This window comes from Nosocomiicoccus ampullae (genome assembly GCF_019357495.1).
Lineage (GTDB): Bacteria > Bacillota > Bacilli > Staphylococcales > Salinicoccaceae > Nosocomiicoccus > Nosocomiicoccus ampullae.
Window position 1 is genome coordinate 1,006,830 of sequence record NZ_CP079110.1, and the last position, 20,155, is coordinate 1,026,984.

20 protein-coding genes and 1 riboswitch are annotated in these 20,155 nt (G+C 33.7%); of the genes, 8 read left to right on the forward strand and 12 right to left on the reverse strand.

Annotated features, from left to right (window positions below; all coding sequences use genetic code 11):
• Positions 1–8: 8 nt before the first annotated feature.
• From KPF49_RS05140 to KPF49_RS05165, 6 genes are all read right to left on the reverse strand, one after another.
• Positions 9–800, reverse strand: coding sequence for a phosphotransferase family protein (locus KPF49_RS05140; protein ID WP_183672667.1), 792 nt, complete (start codon positions 798–800; stop codon positions 9–11).
• Between the two features lie 304 nt (positions 801–1,104).
• A complete protein-coding gene (pepV, locus tag KPF49_RS05145; protein WP_183672666.1) occupies positions 1,105–2,514 on the reverse strand; it encodes a dipeptidase PepV in 1,410 nt (469 codons plus the stop codon).
• A gap of 119 nt (positions 2,515–2,633) precedes the next feature.
• Positions 2,634–3,017, reverse strand: coding sequence for a hypothetical protein (locus KPF49_RS05150; protein ID WP_183672665.1), 384 nt, complete (start codon positions 3,015–3,017; stop codon positions 2,634–2,636).
• Between the two features lie 113 nt (positions 3,018–3,130).
• Entirely contained in the window at positions 3,131–3,955 is an 825-nt protein-coding gene (locus tag KPF49_RS05155; protein ID WP_183672664.1) for a YtxH domain-containing protein, read from the reverse strand.
• Between the two features lie 77 nt (positions 3,956–4,032).
• On the reverse strand, positions 4,033–4,728 hold the full coding sequence (locus KPF49_RS05160; RefSeq protein WP_183672663.1) for a pseudouridine synthase: 696 nt from the start codon (positions 4,726–4,728) through the stop codon (positions 4,033–4,035).
• Positions 4,725–6,362 (reverse strand): putative polysaccharide biosynthesis protein, encoded by a 1,638-nt coding sequence (locus tag KPF49_RS05165; RefSeq protein ID WP_183672662.1) that lies wholly within the window; start codon positions 6,360–6,362, stop codon positions 4,725–4,727. Before KPF49_RS05165 ends, KPF49_RS05160 begins: the two co-directional genes overlap by 4 nt.
• 82 nt (positions 6,363–6,444) lie before the next feature.
• On the opposite strand from KPF49_RS05165, the gene KPF49_RS05170 reads away from it, so the two are divergent.
• Positions 6,445–7,698: a BaiN/RdsA family NAD(P)/FAD-dependent oxidoreductase gene (locus KPF49_RS05170; protein ID WP_183672661.1), complete on the forward strand. Its 1,254-nt coding sequence runs from the start codon at positions 6,445–6,447 to the stop codon at positions 7,696–7,698.
• Positions 7,699–7,723: 25 nt separating this feature from the next.
• Complete coding sequence (locus KPF49_RS05175) at positions 7,724–8,392, forward strand: hypothetical protein (RefSeq protein WP_183672660.1); 669 nt, start codon at positions 7,724–7,726, stop codon at positions 8,390–8,392.
• Between the two features lie 277 nt (positions 8,393–8,669).
• Here KPF49_RS05175 and leuS read toward each other — a convergent pair whose 3' ends face one another.
• Entirely contained in the window at positions 8,670–11,078 is a 2,409-nt protein-coding gene (gene leuS / locus KPF49_RS05180) for a leucine--tRNA ligase (protein WP_183672659.1), read from the reverse strand.
• A 231-nt stretch (positions 11,079–11,309) separates the two neighbouring features.
• A complete protein-coding gene (locus KPF49_RS05185; RefSeq protein ID WP_183672658.1) occupies positions 11,310–11,759 on the reverse strand; it encodes a methylated-DNA--[protein]-cysteine S-methyltransferase in 450 nt (149 codons plus the stop codon).
• Positions 11,760–11,815: 56 nt separating this feature from the next.
• Between KPF49_RS05185 and mnmM the strand changes: the two genes are divergently transcribed.
• Complete coding sequence (gene mnmM / locus KPF49_RS05190) at positions 11,816–12,382, forward strand: tRNA 5-(aminomethyl)-2-thiouridylate-methyltransferase MnmM (RefSeq protein WP_183672657.1); 567 nt, start codon at positions 11,816–11,818, stop codon at positions 12,380–12,382.
• On the opposite strand, the gene KPF49_RS05195 is transcribed toward mnmM, so the two are convergent.
• Entirely contained in the window at positions 12,372–13,172 is an 801-nt protein-coding gene (locus KPF49_RS05195) for an alpha/beta fold hydrolase (RefSeq protein ID WP_183672656.1), read from the reverse strand. The two genes, mnmM and KPF49_RS05195, sit on opposite strands and share 11 nt — an antisense overlap.
• A 71-nt stretch (positions 13,173–13,243) precedes the next feature.
• Between KPF49_RS05195 and KPF49_RS05200 the strand changes: the two genes are divergently transcribed.
• Genes KPF49_RS05200 through KPF49_RS05215 form a run of 4 tightly spaced genes read left to right on the forward strand, consistent with a single transcriptional unit; the run spans position 13,244 to position 15,550 of the window.
• A complete protein-coding gene (locus KPF49_RS05200) occupies positions 13,244–13,747 on the forward strand; it encodes a gamma carbonic anhydrase (RefSeq protein ID WP_183672655.1) in 504 nt (167 codons plus the stop codon).
• Positions 13,748–13,788: 41 nt separating this feature from the next.
• On the forward strand, positions 13,789–14,778 hold the full coding sequence (locus tag KPF49_RS05205; protein ID WP_183672654.1) for a proline dehydrogenase family protein: 990 nt from the start codon (positions 13,789–13,791) through the stop codon (positions 14,776–14,778).
• 60 nt (positions 14,779–14,838) lie between these two features.
• Entirely contained in the window at positions 14,839–15,216 is a 378-nt protein-coding gene (locus KPF49_RS05210; RefSeq protein ID WP_183672653.1) for a fluoride efflux transporter FluC, read from the forward strand.
• A complete protein-coding gene (locus KPF49_RS05215; protein ID WP_183672652.1) occupies positions 15,209–15,550 on the forward strand; it encodes a fluoride efflux transporter FluC in 342 nt (113 codons plus the stop codon). Before KPF49_RS05210 ends, KPF49_RS05215 begins: the two co-directional genes overlap by 8 nt.
• Positions 15,551–15,585: 35 nt before the next feature.
• On the opposite strand, the gene KPF49_RS05220 is transcribed toward KPF49_RS05215, so the two are convergent.
• Both KPF49_RS05220 and metK read right to left on the reverse strand, forming a co-directional pair.
• Complete coding sequence (locus KPF49_RS05220) at positions 15,586–16,494, reverse strand: NERD domain-containing protein (protein ID WP_183672651.1); 909 nt, start codon at positions 16,492–16,494, stop codon at positions 15,586–15,588.
• 90 nt (positions 16,495–16,584) lie between these two features.
• Positions 16,585–17,760 (reverse strand): methionine adenosyltransferase, encoded by a 1,176-nt coding sequence (metK, locus tag KPF49_RS05225; RefSeq protein WP_183672650.1) that lies wholly within the window; start codon positions 17,758–17,760, stop codon positions 16,585–16,587.
• An 84-nt stretch (positions 17,761–17,844) separates the two neighbouring features.
• Positions 17,845–17,955: riboswitch (SAM riboswitch) on the reverse strand.
• Between the two features lie 135 nt (positions 17,956–18,090).
• Here metK and pckA point away from each other — a divergent pair.
• A complete protein-coding gene (gene pckA, locus KPF49_RS05230; protein WP_183672649.1) occupies positions 18,091–19,665 on the forward strand; it encodes a phosphoenolpyruvate carboxykinase (ATP) in 1,575 nt (524 codons plus the stop codon).
• 31 nt (positions 19,666–19,696) lie between these two features.
• Here the strand turns inward: pckA and ytkD are convergent, their stop codons facing one another.
• Complete coding sequence (gene ytkD, locus KPF49_RS05235; RefSeq protein WP_183672648.1) at positions 19,697–20,152, reverse strand: RNA deprotection pyrophosphohydrolase; 456 nt, start codon at positions 20,150–20,152, stop codon at positions 19,697–19,699.
• Between the last annotated feature and the right edge of the window lie 3 nt (positions 20,153–20,155).

Below are 20,155 nucleotides of genomic sequence, written 5' to 3' on the forward strand. Positions count from 1 at the left end.
TTTTACCTCTATATAAACATATCTTTTTCTAAAATATCATTTAAGAAAATAATCCAGTCGTTCATTTCCTTAAATCTTTTACGATCTTCATACCACTGAATCATCGTTAAACATTGAATTAGCGTATACCACTTCATACGTTTTCTAAAGTCATGGTCAAGTGTTTTACCGTACTTAGATAACCACTCTTCCCAATCCTTAAAATCAACATAAGTATATAAAATCATACCAATATCAATTGCTGGATCTGCAATCATTGCACCTTCCCAGTCGACTAAGAAAAGTTCATCTTCGTCTGATAATAACCAATTTTTATGGTTCACATCACCATGACATACTCTACAAAAATCTGGGTCGATTTGTGGAACTTTATTTTTTAAATATTTGATTGCAGCTCTCACTGTATGGTGTGCATTAATTTTTGGTGACAGTGAGGTTTCGATTTTATTTAATAATAATTCTGGAAGCATCGGTTTCATACCGAGTTGTTCAAGTGTGTTTAATAACTTATTTGATGAATGAATTTTTTGCATCAGTGAAGCGACACGGTTAGAATTCATTTCTTCTTCTGTCAGTGTTCGACCGTTTTTCCAGTGCTGTGCGGTAATTACTTCGCCTGTTTCGATACGTTTAGTCCAAACAAGCTTTGGTACGATTCCTTCAACTGACAACATCGTTATAAACGGGCTTGTGTTACGTTTTAAAAAGAACTTATCGCCATTAATTTCTGCTTTATAGGCGTCACTTGACGATCCACCTATCGGATCTAACGTCCAGCCTAATTGATAGAAATGTTCCACCGTGTGTTCACCTCACTTTTAAAATATCGTCATTAAAAAATGCGCTAAGTAATACTTAATTAGCGCACTTTTAATTGTATTTAAAATAATATCCACTTTTAGCATTAAATTCAAGACAAAAATTATGTCGTAATATGACAACTATTGTTAATTCATTGATGATGAGTGCTTAAAGCTAGCATGTTTTTATAGTAGTTTTTTTGTTAACTAAAGTTAAATATTGTTAATCGAATGTACGTTCCTTTTTAACGAAACGATAATTCACATTTTACTTTATATATTTCAATCCTTCGTGAAGTTAATATTATTCAACAAGTGCTTCTTCAACTAATATTTTGTGTAATGCTTCTAAATAAATCGTCGTCGCAAGCACTAATTCATCGACAGGCATCTGTTCATTTGCTTGGTGCATCGTATCTTTTGTATCTTTAAACATCGCACCGTATGCCACACCGTTTTCTAATACTCGTGCGTATGTTCCTCCACCAATAGTAAATGGTTCCGTATCGTCTTCGACGTAATTTTTGTATGTGTCTGTTAATACTTTAACGAGTGGAGAATTTTTTTCAACATAGTGTGGTACTTGATCGCTAATGTTCTCTACTGCAATTTTGTGTGCTTCAACTTCTTTTGATAACTTATCAATCGCTGCTTTAAAATCCATACCTAATGGATATCGTAAGTTGACACCGAAATAGCTTTTACCATTTAAATCGTAGCGAATGATTCCTGTATTAACAGAAGTTTCACCCATTTCCTCGTGTTTAAAGTCCATTTTAAACTGCTGACCATCGAAGTTATCTCGAATATAATGATCATAAAATGATAAAAATTCAAATGCACGTTGATCAATTGAAATAATTTTTAAGAACCTTAACAATTCTAAGCCAGCATTTTTTCCTTCGAGTGGTGTTGAACCGTGCGCACTTTTACCATGTACAATTAAATCAACTGTATCTTCATTTTTAATGAAGTCTCCTGTTAACTTCATTTCTTCTAAAAATGCGTCAAATGACTGTTTCAATTTGTCAGCATCGTCTACAGTAATATTTGCAGTTGCTGATTCAGGAACCATGTTATAACGTTCACCTGATGTAAACCTATTTAAAACAACGTCACCATATGCTTTAGTATCACTCTCAAATACTAAATCAAATGACGTAATTCCTTTTTCACCATGAATCACTGGAAATTCTGCGTCAGGTGCAAAACCAAAGTTTGGCATCTCTTCTTTTTTAAAGTATGCATCTGTACATAACCAATCTGACTCTTCATCCGTACCAATAATTAAGCGCACACGTTGTTTTAATGGTACTTTAAGATCATTTAAAATCTTCATCGCGTAATAAGCTGCGATCGTTGGTCCTTTATCATCTTGGACACCGCGAGCGTAAATCACATCATCTTTAATGACCGGTTCGTAAGGATCTGTGTCCCAGCCAGTACCAGCAGGTACAACGTCTACGTGACCTAAAATACCAAATAAATCTTCTCCGCTACCAAGTTCAATATGACCCGCTAAATTATCGACAACTTTAGTATCCATACCGTCTCGCTCACCTAGAGATAACATGTACATTAATGCCTCTTTAGGCCCGTCACCAACTGGTGCATCCGGTTTACTTTCACCTCTAACACTCTCAATTGAAAGAAGACCTTTTAAATCTTCTAACATTTTATCTTTATACTGATTCACAATTTCATTAAAATCCATACAAATTCCCCTTTCTATTTGTAATTTATTATACTAAAGAATTTTATCTATTGCATTCATATCAAAACTATATGAAATTAAAAAAGACCTTTTAAACCGTTGTTTAAAAGGTCTAGTATTTATTCCTTTACCATTAAAGTAAGTACAAAGAATAAAATATAACTAATTAATAATACTGATCCACCGATAATATATATAATTAGAGTAATACTTGATGGTAAATTAAATGGATTTACGAATTCAAATAACATACCTAATGTTAAGCCTATACTCCCAATGATTGCTGTCCATACATGAAGTTTTGTAAGTAGTCCTTCGTTTGATTTAAACACTTTGTAAAATACAGACCACGAGAATAAGCTTAACCAGCCAACGACAAGTATGTGAGCGTGTATCGGCCTTAACTCATACGCGCCTGATCCTGCCATATGTGCACCCATCAATGCACCAATTAATCCAAATGCTGCTGAGAATCTAAGCAATGTCTTACTATAGTTATTCATGATTTCCTCCATATGTTCATTGTTATTTAAAACTATATAGAGTTAATATGAACGGAATATGAATGGAAAATATTAAAAAACCCTAAAACTTTTATAGTTTTAGGGTGATTAAATTACTTATTTTCTTTTACGATGTGTACGTTATGATTGCTGTCGAAATGTTCATCTTCGTCTACAACTTCGTAATCTTTTTTATTACCTTGCTTTTTGTCATAGTTATCAAACTCTTTTTCAGCATCTTTTACAGATTTTTTGTTTTTCTTTTGTTGTTTATTAGCAGACTTTTCAGCTTTCTTTTGTGTCTTTTTCACTTGGTTTTCAGCTAATCCACCTTCATCTGCAAGGACTGATTTTGGTTCTGTTGCACTTTTATTGTTTGAAGAATCTGGCGTAGTGTAAACTTCATCTTTTTTGTCGTCTTTTTTATGTTCTACTTTTTCTTTAACTTCTTTTTTTTTTGATTCAGCTTCTTTTTTTACGTCTTCAGCTTTGTCTTTAACTTCTTCTTTTTTGTCTTTTGCTTCTTTTTTTACGTCTTCAGCTTTATCTTTCACTTCTTCTTTTTTGTCTTCGGCTTTGTCTTTAACTTCATCAGCTTTTTTCTGAGCTTTATCTTTAACATCGTCAGCTTTAGCAACAACTTCTTCTTTAACATCATTTGCGTTGTCTTTAAGCTCGTTTAGATCACTACTTGATTTTTCTTGGAACTCTAAACTTTCATCTTTAACTTTATCGACAGAGTCTTTAGCTTTCTCAGCCAGTTCATCGACTTTTTTATTAGCACTGTCTTGAACATTTTTAGCGTATTGTTTTGGATCTTCTTTCGCTTTTTCAATTTCACGTTTTACCGCTTCTTCGTTATCAGCAATCTTTTTAATTGCATATCCAACACCTACAACTGCACCTAGTTGTAATAACTTTTTAAATAATTTCTTCATTAAAAAACACCTCTTCGTTGTAATTAGTTTTGTCAACTACCTATTACATACCCCGAGATGTTTTTATATAAACTTAATTATATTAAATTTTTTAAGTTATTTATTTCCTCTTCAGTGAGACGTCGATATTCTCCGAGTTCTAACGCATCGTCAAGTTGTAAATTACCAAACTCTACACGTTTTAACTCCAGCACTTCGTTGTTTAAATATTGGAACATACGTTTTACTTGATGAAATTTACCTTCTGAAATCGATAAATATACTTCATCGTCATTAATGACTTCGACTTTTGCTGGTTTTGTTGTAAAGTCTTTTAACGGTATACCCGTTTCTAAAAAGGCAACGTCTGATTTTGTGACATCATTTTTTAACTTACAGTAGTATTTCTTAAAAATATCTTTTTTTGGATTTAACAACTGATAACTTAATTTACCATCATTAGTTATGATAAGTAACCCTGTCGTGTCGATATCTAAACGACCGACAGGAAATAATTCTCTATACTGCGGATGATCAATTAAGTCAATCACTGTATCATGCTCATAACTCTCTGTTGCTGATATTACGTCTTTAGGTTTATTAAGCATAAAATACATAAATCCTTCTAATACTACTTTATAGCCATCGACCTCAACGTAATCATCGTCTTTCACTTTCTCTTTTCTTGTTTTAATGACTTTATCATTTACAGTGACACGACCGCTTTTAATAATTTCACCGACTTCTTTTCTTGTTCCGTAATTTGCATGTGCTAAAAACTTATCAAGTCTCATAGGAACTTCACCCTACTTCTAATTTTATCTGCACGGTCACCAAGTACTCTATCAGCTAATCCAGATTTAAATACAATAATCATATAAATCGATGCACCTACAATTACACATACCGCGAGCGTAATAATCGAATTTAGACGTACAGTTAAATCGAGTGATAACGCGAATAATCCATATACTATTTCTACTGCTAATAACATCATTAAACTGTATGCAAGAATTTGCATTAATGGTGTTAATATTTTTCTAACACTAAATCGACCATATTTTTTAATAATGTAGAAATTGAAAATGACTCCACATGATAATGCAATAATTGTTGACATTACCGCTCCAACTGTGTGGAAGTACATAATTAACGGAATGTTTAAAACTAATTTTATAATAAGTACAAGTAGTACGACGAATACGTTAAAATTTTGTTTTTCGATCCCTTGAACAATTGACGCTGTCATACTAAATAAAGAAATGACGATACAAACAGGTGCATAAAACGTTAATATTTTAATTCCCATTTCGTTAAAACTATAAAATGATGTGTATAGTGGAACTGCCATAATCATCATACCGATTGCTGCAGGTACAACGAGTATTAATTGTAGTAAGACCATTGAACTAACTTGATTCTCTAACTCATCAAACTTTTTTTGTTGGAAACTTTTCGTTATAAACGGAAGAATCGTAATCGAAAATGCGACTGCGAGACTTACCGGAATCATGACGAGTTTTTGAGTCGTAATATTTAACATTCCAAACCATGCATCTTGTATATTTGACGGCACACCAATCATTGATAATGCGTTATTATGCGTTAATTGGTCAATAAACATCATCATCGGAAATGTGATTCCTATAACAACAAATGGAATTCCGGATAGAATAATTTCTTTATACATCTCCTTATACGATAATGTAATCCCCGTCGTGTCATTCTCAATATCTTTTTCAATCAATTTCTTTCTTTTAAACCAAAATACACCTAATGTAAAAATCGCACCGAGTGCTGCAACAAATGCTGCGAACACTGCGATTTGGTTTCCTTGTTGAATCGTACCGCCCATTACGCGGATGACAAAATATGAACCTGATAAAACAACAGTAATACGTACAACTTGCTCGACAACTGAAGATACACTTGTCGGCCCAAATGATTCAAATCCTTGGAATACTCCGCGCCACGTTGACATAAACGGTACGACAATAACCGCGAATGCAACAATACGAATGATATTCGTAATTTCAGCATGCCCCCAGACATGTGTACCTGTTGAAGATGCTGCAAGTTGTATATCTGCAATTACTGGCGCTAAAAAGTAAAGTACACCAAAGCTAAATAGACCTGAAATTAACATGACTACTAAACTTGAACGATATAGTTTTTGGGTCGTTTGATATGCACCAAGTGAATTATATTTCGCAACGAACTTCGATACTGCGCCTGGCACTCCTGCTGAAGCGATGGACAGCATTATCGTGTACGGTGTATATGCATACCCATATAATGCGAGGTTTTCTTCTCCTCCCATAATACTATAAAATGGAATGATGTAGATCATTCCTAAAAATTGTGTAATGAGACTCGCTGAGGATAAAAACAGCGTACTCCTAAACAATTTTTCGTTTGATTTTGACATATTCATACCTTCTTCTATAATCATTAAGCTATATTATAATAGATTCAACACATTTTTTAAAATTATTTAAAGGTGGATTGTAATGTACGATACGATAATTATCGGTGGCGGTGTGTCTGGTTTAATGGCTGCAGTGGCTGCGAGCAAAAATAATAAAAAAGTACTCCTCATCGAAAAAAATAAAAGCCTCGGTAAAAAGTTATTAATTTCTGGTGGTGGGCGTTGTAACGTCACAAATAACCTCCCTTATGAAGAAATTATTAAAAACATCCCAGGAAACGGAAAGTTTTTATACGGACCATTCTCAATATTTGATAATCAATCAATCATTCGTTTTATTGAATCAAACGGCGTCAAACTTAAAGAAGAAGACCACGGCAGAATGTTCCCTGTTTCAAATAAATCTAAAGATGTCTTACAAGTATTTTTAGATCATTTAGAAAAACAACATGTAGAAATTAGATTAAATGAAGTCGTCAATGAAGTACTAAAAGAAAACGATAAAATAACAGGTGTAAAACTAAAAAATGGAGACATTTTAAACTCAAGAAATGTTATCATTACAACCGGTGGAAAAAGTGTCCCTCAAACTGGATCGACTGGTGACGGATTTAAATTTGCTAAAAACCTCGGTCACACGGTCACTAAATTGTTTCCTACTGAAGTTCCAATTTTAAGCGACGAATTGTTCATCAAAACTGGCGAATTAAAAGGATTAAGTTTAAAAAACATTAAACTTTCTGTGTTAAAGAAAAACGGTAAACCAAGAATTTCTCACGAGATGGACATGCTATTTGCACACTTTGGAATTACAGGTCCTGCAGCACTCAGATGTAGTCAATTTGTTTTAAAAGAACTTGAAAAACAAAGATCAGAAACTGTTAATATGGAGATAGACTTTTTTCCAGAGTTTTCTCCTGGGCAACTCAGACATAATTTAGATGAACATGTCAATAAACAAAAAGATAAGTCCATTCAAAATATTTTAAAGCAGCAATTAGAAAATCGACTTGTCGAATTTATGTTTAAACACCTAAACCTAGATACAACGATGACTGGCCATAACTTTGACAACAACTCTAAAAATAAAATACTAACATTTTTAAAGTCATTTCAATTTAAAGTAAATGGCACTCAGTCAATTGAAAAATCATTTGTTACAGGTGGCGGTGTTAACTTAAAAGAAATTAACCCGAAAACGATGGAAAGTAAAATTGTAAATGGACTGCATTTTGCAGGTGAAGTGCTAGATATTCATGGTTATACTGGCGGATATAACATCACAAGTGCACTAGTCACTGGCTATGTTGCAGGTTTACACTCACTCGAAAATTAAAAGTTAAGGAAGGTTATTAGTTATTATGAAACAATTAAAAAATGCTCCGAATTATTCATCTTTAGAATATAGAGAAGAACATATTTTACCTCTAATGAAAGAAACAAATGGTCGTTTAAAATTTTTAGAAAATCAAATTTTAAAACAAAAAACGATTTTACCAGAACATTTAAACGAACTCATTCGTAATCACGTTGAACATATGCTACTCGCGATGAGCTATGAACAGGTCGTATCATATCGTTTAGATGATGATAAAAACCCAGTGCCACTTGATGATTACTATGCAATGCATGCATTATTTAGATCAACACCAGAACTGTTTGAAACGTACGATTATACAGAATCTCAAAAAGAAACACATGAAAAAATATTAAGAGCATTGGATGAATATGTCGATAGAGAAACACATCTAATTAAAGCACTTCCGTTTAGTCATGAAGAATATTACGACGGCTTAGTGAAAGTGTTAGAACATTTAATTAAAAGTAATGTACTCATCTTATCTAGAGTTTTAAACAAAAACTTTAGAACAGATGCACTCCCACATCTTGTGACAAGTGTCATTGAACAATTATTTGTCTACACCGAAATGGATAACCCGTATATTACAAGTTACGCACAGTATAGTTTAGCGTTTTACGATCAATCACTTAAACAACAAATGCTCGATGCTGAAATAAAAGAAGATTAATTTTAGGAAAACCTCATTTAAAATGAGGTTTTTTAGTATAATCTAAAAAAAACGCTTTCTTTTTATTTTAATAACATGTATAATTAAATCACTTTAAACTTAGGAGTGATGACATGTTAATTAGTACACTACTCCCTTTTATTACAATGTCTTGCTTATTTATTAGCATCGTTTTATTTAAAAAATTTTTAATCAAAAAAATTTAGGAAAACCTTATAATTGTTTAATTGATAATAAAACCCCTTAAGTTTAGTTGTTAAACTTAAGGGGTTTTCTATTAATTCGCTACGATATTGACAAGCTTTCCAGGTACGACAATTACTTTTCGAATTGTTTTTCCTTCAATTGCTTCTTTCACTTTTTCATCGTTTAATGCGATTTTTTCTATTTCATCTTTACTTAACGTTGGATCCATCATAATACGTGCTTTTGGTTTACCGAGCACCTGAACGAGAATTTCTACTTCATCTTCAACGAGTTTTGACTCATCAAATGTTGGCCATTTAGCATATGAGATTGTATCTGTTTCACCTAATTTTTCCCATAGCTCTTCAGCAATATGTGGTGCGATTGGTGAAAGTACTTTTACGAGACCTTTAGCATAATCAATAGAAATTTCATCTACCTTATACGCCTCATTTACAAATACCATCATTTGTGAGATTGCTGTGTTAAAGTGCATGTTATCAAAGTCTTCAGTTACTTTTTTAATCGTCTCGTTATAAACTTTGTCGAGTTTAACTGTTTCTTCGTTTACAACTGTCTCTCTTAGTTGTCCAGATTCATCAATTAAAAGTCTCCATACACGGTCTAAGAATCTTCTTGCACCGTCTACACCTGTTGTCGTCCATTCAACTGAAGCGTCTAACGGTCCCATAAACATTTCGTATAGACGCAGTGTGTCCGCTCCGTGACTTTTAGTAATGTCATCTGGATTCACAACGTTACCCTTAGATTTAGACATTTTTTCGTTACCCTCTCCAAGAATCATTCCTTGGTTAAATAACTTTTGGAACGGTTCTTTTGTAGGTACAACACCTAAGTCATATAAGAATTTATGCCAGAATCTAGCGTATAGTAAGTGAAGTACAGCGTGTTCTGCTCCACCAACGTATAAATCAACAGATAACCAGTGTTTTAATTTTTCTGGGTCTGCAATTAATTCATCATTCGTTGGATCGATATAACGAATGTAATACCAGCAAGACCCCGCCCATTGAGGCATCGTGTTTGTTTCACGGCGTCCTTTAACTCCGTCTTCGCGGATAACTGTTAACCATTCTTCATTGTTTGCAAGTGGTGATTCACCTGTACCTGACGGTTTAATTTGATCCATCTTTGGTAGTTCTAATGGTAATTCATCTTCAGGTACTGCCGATGATGTGCCGTCTTCCCAGTGAATAATTGGAATTGGTTCTCCCCAGTAACGTTGTCTAGAGAATAGCCAGTCGCGTAACTTGTATGTTACTTTCGCCTCTCCGGCTTTTAACTCTTCTAAATGGTCGATTGCTTTTTTAATTGCTTCTTCATTGTTTAATCCGTCTAAGAAACTTGAATTTACATGATGACCGTCGCCAGTATATGGTAATTCTTCTTCACTATCAACGACACGTTTAATTTCTAAATCGAATTTTTCAGCAAATTCAAAGTCTCTGTCGTCATGTCCTGGCACTGCCATAATTGCACCTGTTCCGTAAGATACAAGAACATAATCCGCGACAAAAATCGGCATCGTTTCACCACTAAATGGATTCACCGCATAGCTTCCAGTAAAGACTCCTGTTTTATCTTTTTGAAGCTCTGTACGTTCTAAATCTGATTTATGTGATGCTTTTTCAACATATTCTTCGACTGATTCTCTTTGATCGTCAGTCGTAATCTTTTCTACTAAATCATGTTCAGGTGCGAGCACCGCGTATGTTGACCCGAATAACGTATCTGGTCGCGTCGTAAATACTGTAAATGTTTCGCTACTATCTTTAATTTCAAACGTTACATTCGCACCTTCAGAACGACCAATCCAGTTACGCTGCATATCTTTTAATGATTCTGGCCAATCTAAGTCGTCTAAATCTTCAAGTAAACGATCTGCGTACTCAGTAATTTTTAACACCCATTGACGCATTGGTTTACGAATGACTGGATGCCCTCCACGTTCTGATAATCCATCGATAACTTCTTCATTTGCAAGCACTGTACCGAGTGCTGGACACCAGTTCACTGGCACTTCATCGACATATGCAAGTCCTTTTTCATATAATTTAGTAAAAATCCACTGTGTCCATTTGTAATAATTTGAATCTGTCGTATTAATTTCACGGTCCCAGTCGTAAGAGAAACCAAGTTCTTGAATTTGACGACGGAAATTATCAATGTTTTTTTCATTAAATTCATGAATGTCATTACCAGTGTCAATCGCGTACTGCTCTGCTGGTAAACCAAATGCATCCCATCCCATTGGGTGCAGGACATTATATCCTTCCATACGTTTATAACGCGCTAAAATATCTGTTGCTGTATATCCTTTTGGGTGACCAACGTGTAGTCCTGAACCTGAAGGATAAGGGAACATATCTAATACGTAATATTTCTCTTTGCTAAAGTCACTTGTGTCAGTTTTAAACGTTTTGTTATCTAACCAATAATTTTGCCATTTTTCTTCAATTTTACGATGATTATATGACATTTACTTTCCTCCTAAATATATAAAAAATCCCAATGTCAAAAGACATTGGGACGATCTATAAGACCGCGGTACCACCCGCATTCACATAAGTGTGCAACTTCATTTAGAATTTTAAATTTAAACCGGACGAGTTCATGAATTTCTGATGTTAGTTTTCACCACTCACTAACTCTCTAAAAATCATACGTTCATTACTATTTCCTTAAAATTATTATAATTTGTTTTCTCTCTTTATGCAAACTTCTTTTCTAAATTTAAAAGATATCGTTTATTTTCTTCTCCTAAACGAAACCCTCCGATATTACCGTCTTTTCTCACTACTCTGTGACATGGGACGATAATAAGTAACTGATTATTTGCGACTACTCTTGCAACAGCCCTACTGTACGTTTTACTTTTTACATTTTCAGCAAGTTCACTATAAGATGTCAAGTTTCCATAAGCAACGTCCATAAGATGCCTTAACACAGTCTTTTCAAATTCTGTCCCGGTAAGTTCAACTGAAAAAGAAAAGTCTTTTCTCTTTCCGATAAAATATTCATTTAGCTCTCGGATGACTCTATTTAATAATTCATCATTTGTATTTGTTATAGGCTCTTTTACTTCGACAATTTTAATAATTTTATTGTTTTTTGTTTCAATTTTTAACCGGCCAATCGGAAACTCTTTAATGACTTCCATTACGTTCATCCTTTTATATACTATAATTAAATACGATTATTATTTTGGAGGTCACAATGTTAAATAGAGTACTTGATCAAAGTAAACAGTTCGCTTTAGACATATTACACAGTCATTCAATCGCAGTTGACGCAACGAGCGGAAATGGTAACGACACACTATTTTTACTCGATAATATTTCTAAAGGTAAAGTATATGCGTTTGATATTCAGCAACAAGCGATTGAATCGACTAAAGAAAAAGTTTCAAATCATAAACACATTGAAAATTTAGCGCTCATAAACGACAGTCACGAAAACGTCCTAAAATACGTAGATAGAGACATAGATGTCGCTATGTTTAACTTAGGGTTTTTACCAAATGCCGATAAAACAATCACAACTCTCAGTCATTCAACGATTGTAGCGATTAATCGTATCCTCTCAAAATTATCAGTTGGAGGACGTGTGATTATTACAATTTACCACGGTCATAAAAATGGTAAAGATGAAAAACGTGCCGTTCTAGAATTCGCTGAGTCACTAGATCAACATTTTTATAATGTTTTAATGTACCGCTTCATTAATCAAAAAAACAATGCACCATTTATAATTGTAATTGAACGTAGAAGACTTAATCGATAAATCCAATATGATAGTTTAAATCTTCTAAGAAACGTTTGACATGGTAAAACGGAACATTTACATTTTCTCTTTGGAAAATACCATGTTCAATATTATTTAGACGAACAAGTTTTAAATAATCTGAATCGATTTCTTTTAAAATCTTAACGTTTCTGTCGACATCAACAATATCATTTTCGTTAGAGTGAATGCTAAGTACTGGTACGTTTACTTCATTCATCGTATCTTTAATATCATTCATACGATTGTTAATTGCAGTGTACCAGTGATAACTCACTTCTTTAATGAGAAGATCGTCATTTTTATATTGTTCTAAAACCTTTTTATCCGTAGTAAAGCTATCCATACGAATGCCGAGTTTAAATTTAGAGTTGTCGCTCGTTAAACGAATCGACGATTTTAATAAATTTTTACGGTTCATAAATGACTGCTTGAACGTATATAACGGATTTAATAAAACTGCACCATCAATATTTAACTCGCCTTCTTTTAAGGCCTCAGTTACTATCAGTCCACCAAGACCTTGACCGACAACGATAATCGGCAATTCGTAAAGGCTCGCATCATCGACCCACTCTTTTAGTCGGTCGATGTATTGCTTAAAATCATCAACATGACCTTTATTAATGCGCGTTGTTTGTCCGTGACCAGGTAAATCTCCAATAAGTGCGTGATATCCCTCACTATTAAATTTTGAAATTAAGTCTAAATAATATTCATGATGCTCTAACATATCATGTAAGATGACAACAATTCCTTTCGCCTTACCTTCAATTTCCCATTTCCACATATTTTTTCTCCTTACATTTTAAAAAATCTTTGATATTATATTATTATAACAAAGTGAAAGGTGCGTTAATGATGATTTTAAAATACAAAGAACACTTTCCAAAAATTCATGATAGCACTTTTATAGCAGATAATGCTACAATTATAGGAGACGTAACGATTGGCCAACACGCGTCAATATGGTTTGGAACCGTTGTACGTGGAGATATTGCACCTGTTAAAATTGGCAATTATACAAATGTGCAGGACAATTCAGTTCTTCACCAATCTCCAAATATGCCACTCATTTTGGAAGACAATGTAACAGTTGGACATAGAGTGACATTACATAGTTGTACAATTAAACATGGTGCTTTAATCGGAATGGACTCAACAATATTAGATGGTGCGGTCATTGGTGAAAGCGCATTTATAGGCGCAGGTTCACTCGTCACTGGAAATACACAAATTCCACCGAACACGTTAGCGTTTGGACGACCAGCAAGAGTTATTAGAGAGTTAAATGAAAACGATTTAAAGGAAATGAAACGTATTAATGAAACATACGTCAATCATATTCCACATTACAAAGGGTAGTTTTAATTAATATTTTATAAATTTTTTGGGGGAATTTTACAATGGCAGTATTACGTGATTTTTTTATTAATTTATCTGAAATCAAACCGGTAAACGACGCGACGAAAAAAATGGGCTTACGTTTTGGCGCTCAACACGTTGTTGGCGGAGTTAAAACATCGGATACGGTTGATAAAATTCGTGAATTAAATCAAAAAGGTATGTCTGTAACTGTTGACAACCTAGGAGAATTCATCGAAGATCGTGCGCAAGCAGAATACGAAAAAGGTTTAATTTTAGAAATGATGGAAGCGATTTACGATAATAATCTTAATGCGCATTTCTCAGTAAAATTAACACAACTCGGTCTAAATTTAGGCGATGACTATGTCCTAGAAAACATGCGTGAAATAATGGATATGGCGAAAAAGTCAGGTAATATATTCGTCAATATTGACATGGAAAACTACGCTTCTAAAGAAAAGACCTTAAAAGTGTTAGATGAATTACTTAAAGATTACGATAATGTTGGTACTGTAATTCAAAGTTACCTATTTGATAGTATGTTTGACGTTGAAAAATATAAAGACGTGCGTTTACGTTTAGTAAAAGGTGCGTACAAAGAAGACCCAAATATCGCTTACCAGTCTAAAAATGATATTGATGGGAACTTCTTTGAACTTATTAAATATCGCTTAACACATGGTGAAGGATTTACTTCTATCGCAACACATGATCATAACATTATAAACCGTGTGATTGATTTTGTTGAAGCAAACGATATTTCTCACGATAAATTTGAGTTCCAAATGTTATATGGATTTAGAAGCGACTATCAAAAAGAAATTGTCGATGAAGGATATAACTTCACAGTTTACGTACCCTACGGTAATGATTGGTACGCTTACTTTATGAGACGTCTTGCAGAACGTCCTCAAAATTTAAATTTACTCGTTAAATCAGTAACGCACAATAAGAAGTTTAAAATTGGTGCTGTAGCTGCTGGTGCGGTCGGTGCAGGACTTTTCGCAACAAAACTTTTTAAAAAGTAATATAATAGAAAAAGGTACGGAAAATTCCGTACCTTTTATTTATTTTAATAGGTGATTTAAATGAAGTATAACCGTTATGTCTATGTATTTTTAGGTGGACTACTTGGGGGGTTGTTTAGAGTAACAACAATTTATGGAATTAGTTTTTTTGATGTCCCATTTATAACGTCAACACTCGTTATAAACTTACTCGGTGCTTTTTTACTCGGTATAATTTTTAATCGATTTAAATATAAAGAAAATGCACTTATTTTTATAACAGGTTGTCTTGGTGCATTCACAACATTTTCAAGTTTAACATTAGAACTTTCGTCATTATTTGAACGTGGAGATTTTCTTTTATCCACACTTTACTTATTCGTTTCTATGACACTTGGATTAATAATGTTTATATTCGGTATTAAAATACAAGAATTAAGAGGTGACCGGGATGCTTAACTTTTTAGTCATTCTACTACTCGCTGGAATTGGTGCAGTAGTAAGAGATTACATCACAGAAACATTTCCAAAATCAATACTCGGCACTCTTTTTGTAAATAGTATCGGTGGATTCTTAACTGGTATATTATTTCAAAGTGTTATGTATGGCAGTGACTTTTTTAATTTAATGATGCTCGGTTTTTTAGGCGGATTTACGACGTATTCTACATTCACTAAAGACCAGTACATTCTTTTAAAAGATAAAAAATACAGTCACCTTCTTTTATATACACTTGGAACATTTATAACTGCTCTTTTATTTTTTTACCTTGGAATATTCGTAACAAAATAAAAACTCATCTTAGTTTTAAACTAAGATGAGTTTTTTTATGGGTTTAATCGCATCAGTGATTCAGCGATTTCATCTAAATCTTTAACAGTATATTGGAAACGCCCTTGGAAGACATGCTTATTAAAGTAGTCTTCAAGCTGCTCAGTACCAACAATTACTTTTGTATTCCCATTTGTAGAATAATTCATAATCGTATGTCCACCATTATCTTTAGGGTTAAAGTAAATGATTGGTACAACATCAAATTGTAATTTAAGTACGTTTCTAAGCTTTTCAGCAGTTGTTTCTGTTTCTTTTATTGTGTCGTTATAATAATTAACAGATACTTTTTCATCATTTTCTTTTTCAAAAATTAGCGTTTGTTCTTTTTGCGAATCTAAGTTTAAGAGTTGGAAAATTCCTTCTAAATATGGGATTTCATCGAACTGCTCATCTGTCACTCCATGTAAAATATGTCCACTCCAATATTTAGAGTCAATTAAGTAAATTCCTGTACGTGTTAAAACAAGATGATCAATTTTACGCGTATTCGTAAAGTTTCTAGATGGTAAGTAAATATTAGAAAGAATATACATATCTGATTCACGAATTCTTTCTTCAGTGACGAGTTTATTTTTAAAGTTTAGTAACGCAAGATCTGTCAAATATTCACCCTTATCGACAGTAAACTGTTGTAAACTCGATAATTTATTGTTTAACAATGTTGTATCTTCTAGATATTTTTCATTTAAATTTGATAACTCTTTTTTATGAGCCATACGCTCATCTTCCTGTGTTTTTTCATAATTTTCAATGAGTGTCGCTTCTTTATTTTTAAATAATTTTTCATTTTCTGTAACTTCATTACGATGCTTTATGTAATAGATTAAAAATGAAATTGCTATGATTACAAGTAAAGCCGCAACAATTATAAAAAGTGGCTCTGTTAATATATCTGTAGACATATAATCTCTCCTTTTCTATTTAACTTTATTAATTATAGCAATTAATTAATAGAAATAAAAATAAAACAGCCACTTAAAGTGGCTGTAAAGCTAGTTTAAATAAGATTTTAAAACATCTGTCTTATCAAGTTTTTCCCATGGTAAATCAATGTCATGTCGACCAAAATGACCGTAGCTTGCTGTTTGCTTATAAATTGGACGCTGTAAATCTAACATTTTAATAATACCGTCTGGTGTTAACTTGAATTCTTTACGAATTGCTTCAGCAATTTTATAGTCTTCAAGCTTACCAGTACCAAATGTATTCACTGAGATAGAGACTGGATCAGCGACTCCAATCGCGTATGATAACTGTATTTCACATTGCTTTGAGAGTCCACTTGCGACAATATTTTTCGCAATGTATCTTGCTGCGTAAGCTGCAGAACGGTCAACTTTTGTCGGATCTTTACCACTAAATGCGCCACCACCGTGTCTAGCGTATCCACCATAAGTATCTACAATAATTTTGCGTCCTGTTAACCCTGCATCTCCGTGAGGGCCACCGATGACAAATCGACCCGTCGGATTAATAATAATACGTGTGTTTTCATCCACTAATTCTTCAGGAATAATAAAGTCAATAACCTCTTCTTTAATGTCTGACTTAATTTTTTCATGAGACACTTTTTCATCGTGTTGAGATGAAACAACGATTGTATCGATGCGTAGTGGTGTATCATTTTCGTCGTACTCAACAGTCACTTGAGTTTTTCCGTCTGGACGAAGATAATCTAAAACATCATTTTTACGTACTTCTGTTAGACGACGCGCGAGTTTATGCGCGAGTGTAATTGGTAATGGCATAAATTCCTCAGTCTCGTCTGTAGCATAACCAAACATTAAGCCTTGGTCCCCTGCCCCAGTTGTCCCTTTTTCTTTAGACTCGTTATCACCTTCACCATCTACACCTTGTGCGATATCTAGAGACTGCTCGTCGATTCCTGTAAGTACTGACATCGTTTTATAATCGTAGCCAAACTCAGCGTTCGTATAACCAATAGATTTTACTGTATTTCTAACAATTTTAGGGATGTCGACATAAGTAGACGTTGATATTTCTCCAACAATCATTGCTAGTCCCGTATTAACAACTGTTTCACAAGCCACACGTGCATCTTTATCGTCTTTAATAATCTCATCTAAAATCGCATCTGAAATTTGGTCTGCGACTTTATCTGGATGTCCTTCTGTAACTGATTCTGACGTAAATAATCTACGTTCCATATATTTTCTCCTCAACTATTTTATTAGCTATCTCTTACATTAAAAAAACCTTTTCTCAACACATAGAGAAAAGGCCACCCTTTTCTCTTATCGATCAGAAATAACTATTTCTGCAACCTTTAGCACCATACTTCTTAATCGAAGGGGTTGCTGGGCTTCATAGGGGGTACTCCCTCCACCGACTCTTGATAAGAGATAACTTGTCTATAACAATACACATAATAATAGAAGTTTTCAAGTACTTTTAAAATATATTGTGATTCATTGGAATCTTTTATCATGTTATAATAAACTAATAATGATAATTAATTTTTGGAGGCAACTAATATAATGTCAAACTCTGTAAATAAAATCGAAGCACTTGTTAAAAAAGATTCAACGAACAATCAATTATCTCGTGCAGAACTCGTTGAAGCCGCTTCAAGAAGAAACGAAGGTAAAGTCGCTAGTAATGGTGCTTTTACTGCTACAACTGGTAAATATACTGGACGAAGCCCAAAAGACCGCTTCATCGTTGAAGATGACGTAACTAGAGATACTGTTGATTGGGGCGAAGTTAACAAACCAATTAGTGGTGACGTATTTGATGCTTTACTTGAAAAAGTATTAAATTACTTAGACGACAAAGAAGAACTCTTCGTCTTTAATGGTTACGCAGGTGCAGACGAAGATACACGCTTAAATATTCGTGTCGTAAACGAATTCGCGTGGCATAACTTATTTGTTAAAGCATTATTCATTGATCCTGAAACAAAAGAAGAAGGTTTAAACATTTCTCCGGACTTCACAATCGTTTCAGCTCCATCATTTAAAGCAGATCCAGCAGTAGATGGAACAAATTCAGAAACATTTATCTTAGTAAACTTTGAAAAACAAATTGTTTTAATCGGTGGAACAGAATACGCAGGGGAAATGAAAAAGTCTATCTTCTCTGTGATGAATTTCTTACTACCACAAAATGATATTTTAAGTATGCACTGTTCAGCAAACGTTGGTGAAAAAGACGACGTTGCACTATTCTTCGGATTATCTGGAACTGGTAAAACAACACTTTCAGCAGATCCAAAACGCGGCCTAATTGGTGACGACGAGCATGGTTGGAATGAACACGGTGTATTTAATATTGAAGGCGGATGCTACGCAAAAGCCATTCATTTATCTGAAGAAAATGAACCTGAAATTTACCGTGCAATTAAGTTTGGCAGTGTATTAGAGAACGTTATTTTAGACGATGAAAGAAACCCTGATTATAATGATAATTCTCTCACAGAAAATACACGTGCTGCATATCCAATTAACCATATTGACAATGCGGTATTACCATCAAAAGCAGGACATGCAAAAACAATCGTTTTCTTAACAGCTGATGCATTCGGAGTACTTCCTCCAATCGCAAAATTAACAAAAGAACAAGCAATGTATCACTTCTTAAGTGGATTTACATCAAAACTTGCAGGTACTGAGCGCGGTGTAACGACTCCTGAGCCTGTATTCTCAACTTGTTTCGGTGCACCATTCTTACCATTACATGCATCAGTATATGCAGACAAACTTGGTGAATTAATCGACAAGCACGATGTGTCAGTATACCTTGTAAACACTGGCTGGACTGGTGGAGAGTACGGTGTTGGGGAACGTATGAACTTAAAATACACACGTAAAATGGTTTCAGATGCGGTTGAAGGCGAGCTTAAAAACCATGAATTCGTTACAGATGATGTATTTGGTCTACAAATTCCAACAGAAATTGAAGGTGTACCAAGCGAAGTATTAAATCCTAAAGATACTTGGGAAGATAAAGCTGCTTATGACGAAAAAGCAAATAACTTAATTGAATCATTTAAAGAAAACTTTAAAAAGTTCGGTGATGACGTAAAAGAAATCGCTGAAAAAGGTGGATTTTAATCCATAGAAAAAACGCAAATTGATTTTGGAATCAATTTGCGTTTTTATTTTTAGCTTTTTTATACAAATACATAATACAATCATCTTTTAATAAGATGCTTTTATCCGCTTCATTTATATCTTCAACTGAGTCATATAATACAGCGCCATTTGTTTCTAAGTAATCATTTTTATTTTCTATATTAGATAAACTCACTTTATACACTGCTTTAAAAAATGGATACTCTTCGTAAACTTTATAAGTCCCTAGATACTCGGTATTTTTTATGATTCCTCCGGTTTCTTCATAAACTTCACGTTTTAGAGCATCTATTGTCGTTTCTCCCGCTTCTACTTTTCCACCTGGAAACTCTATTCCTCTTTTTTTATGTTTCGTAAAGACATACTGATTTTTATATGTCGGGATTGCAAGACAATGCTTTGCTTCAATTGATTCGTCAAAAAATAATTCGACTAAATTTCCATTCTCATCATTAAATTGTTTCATGAG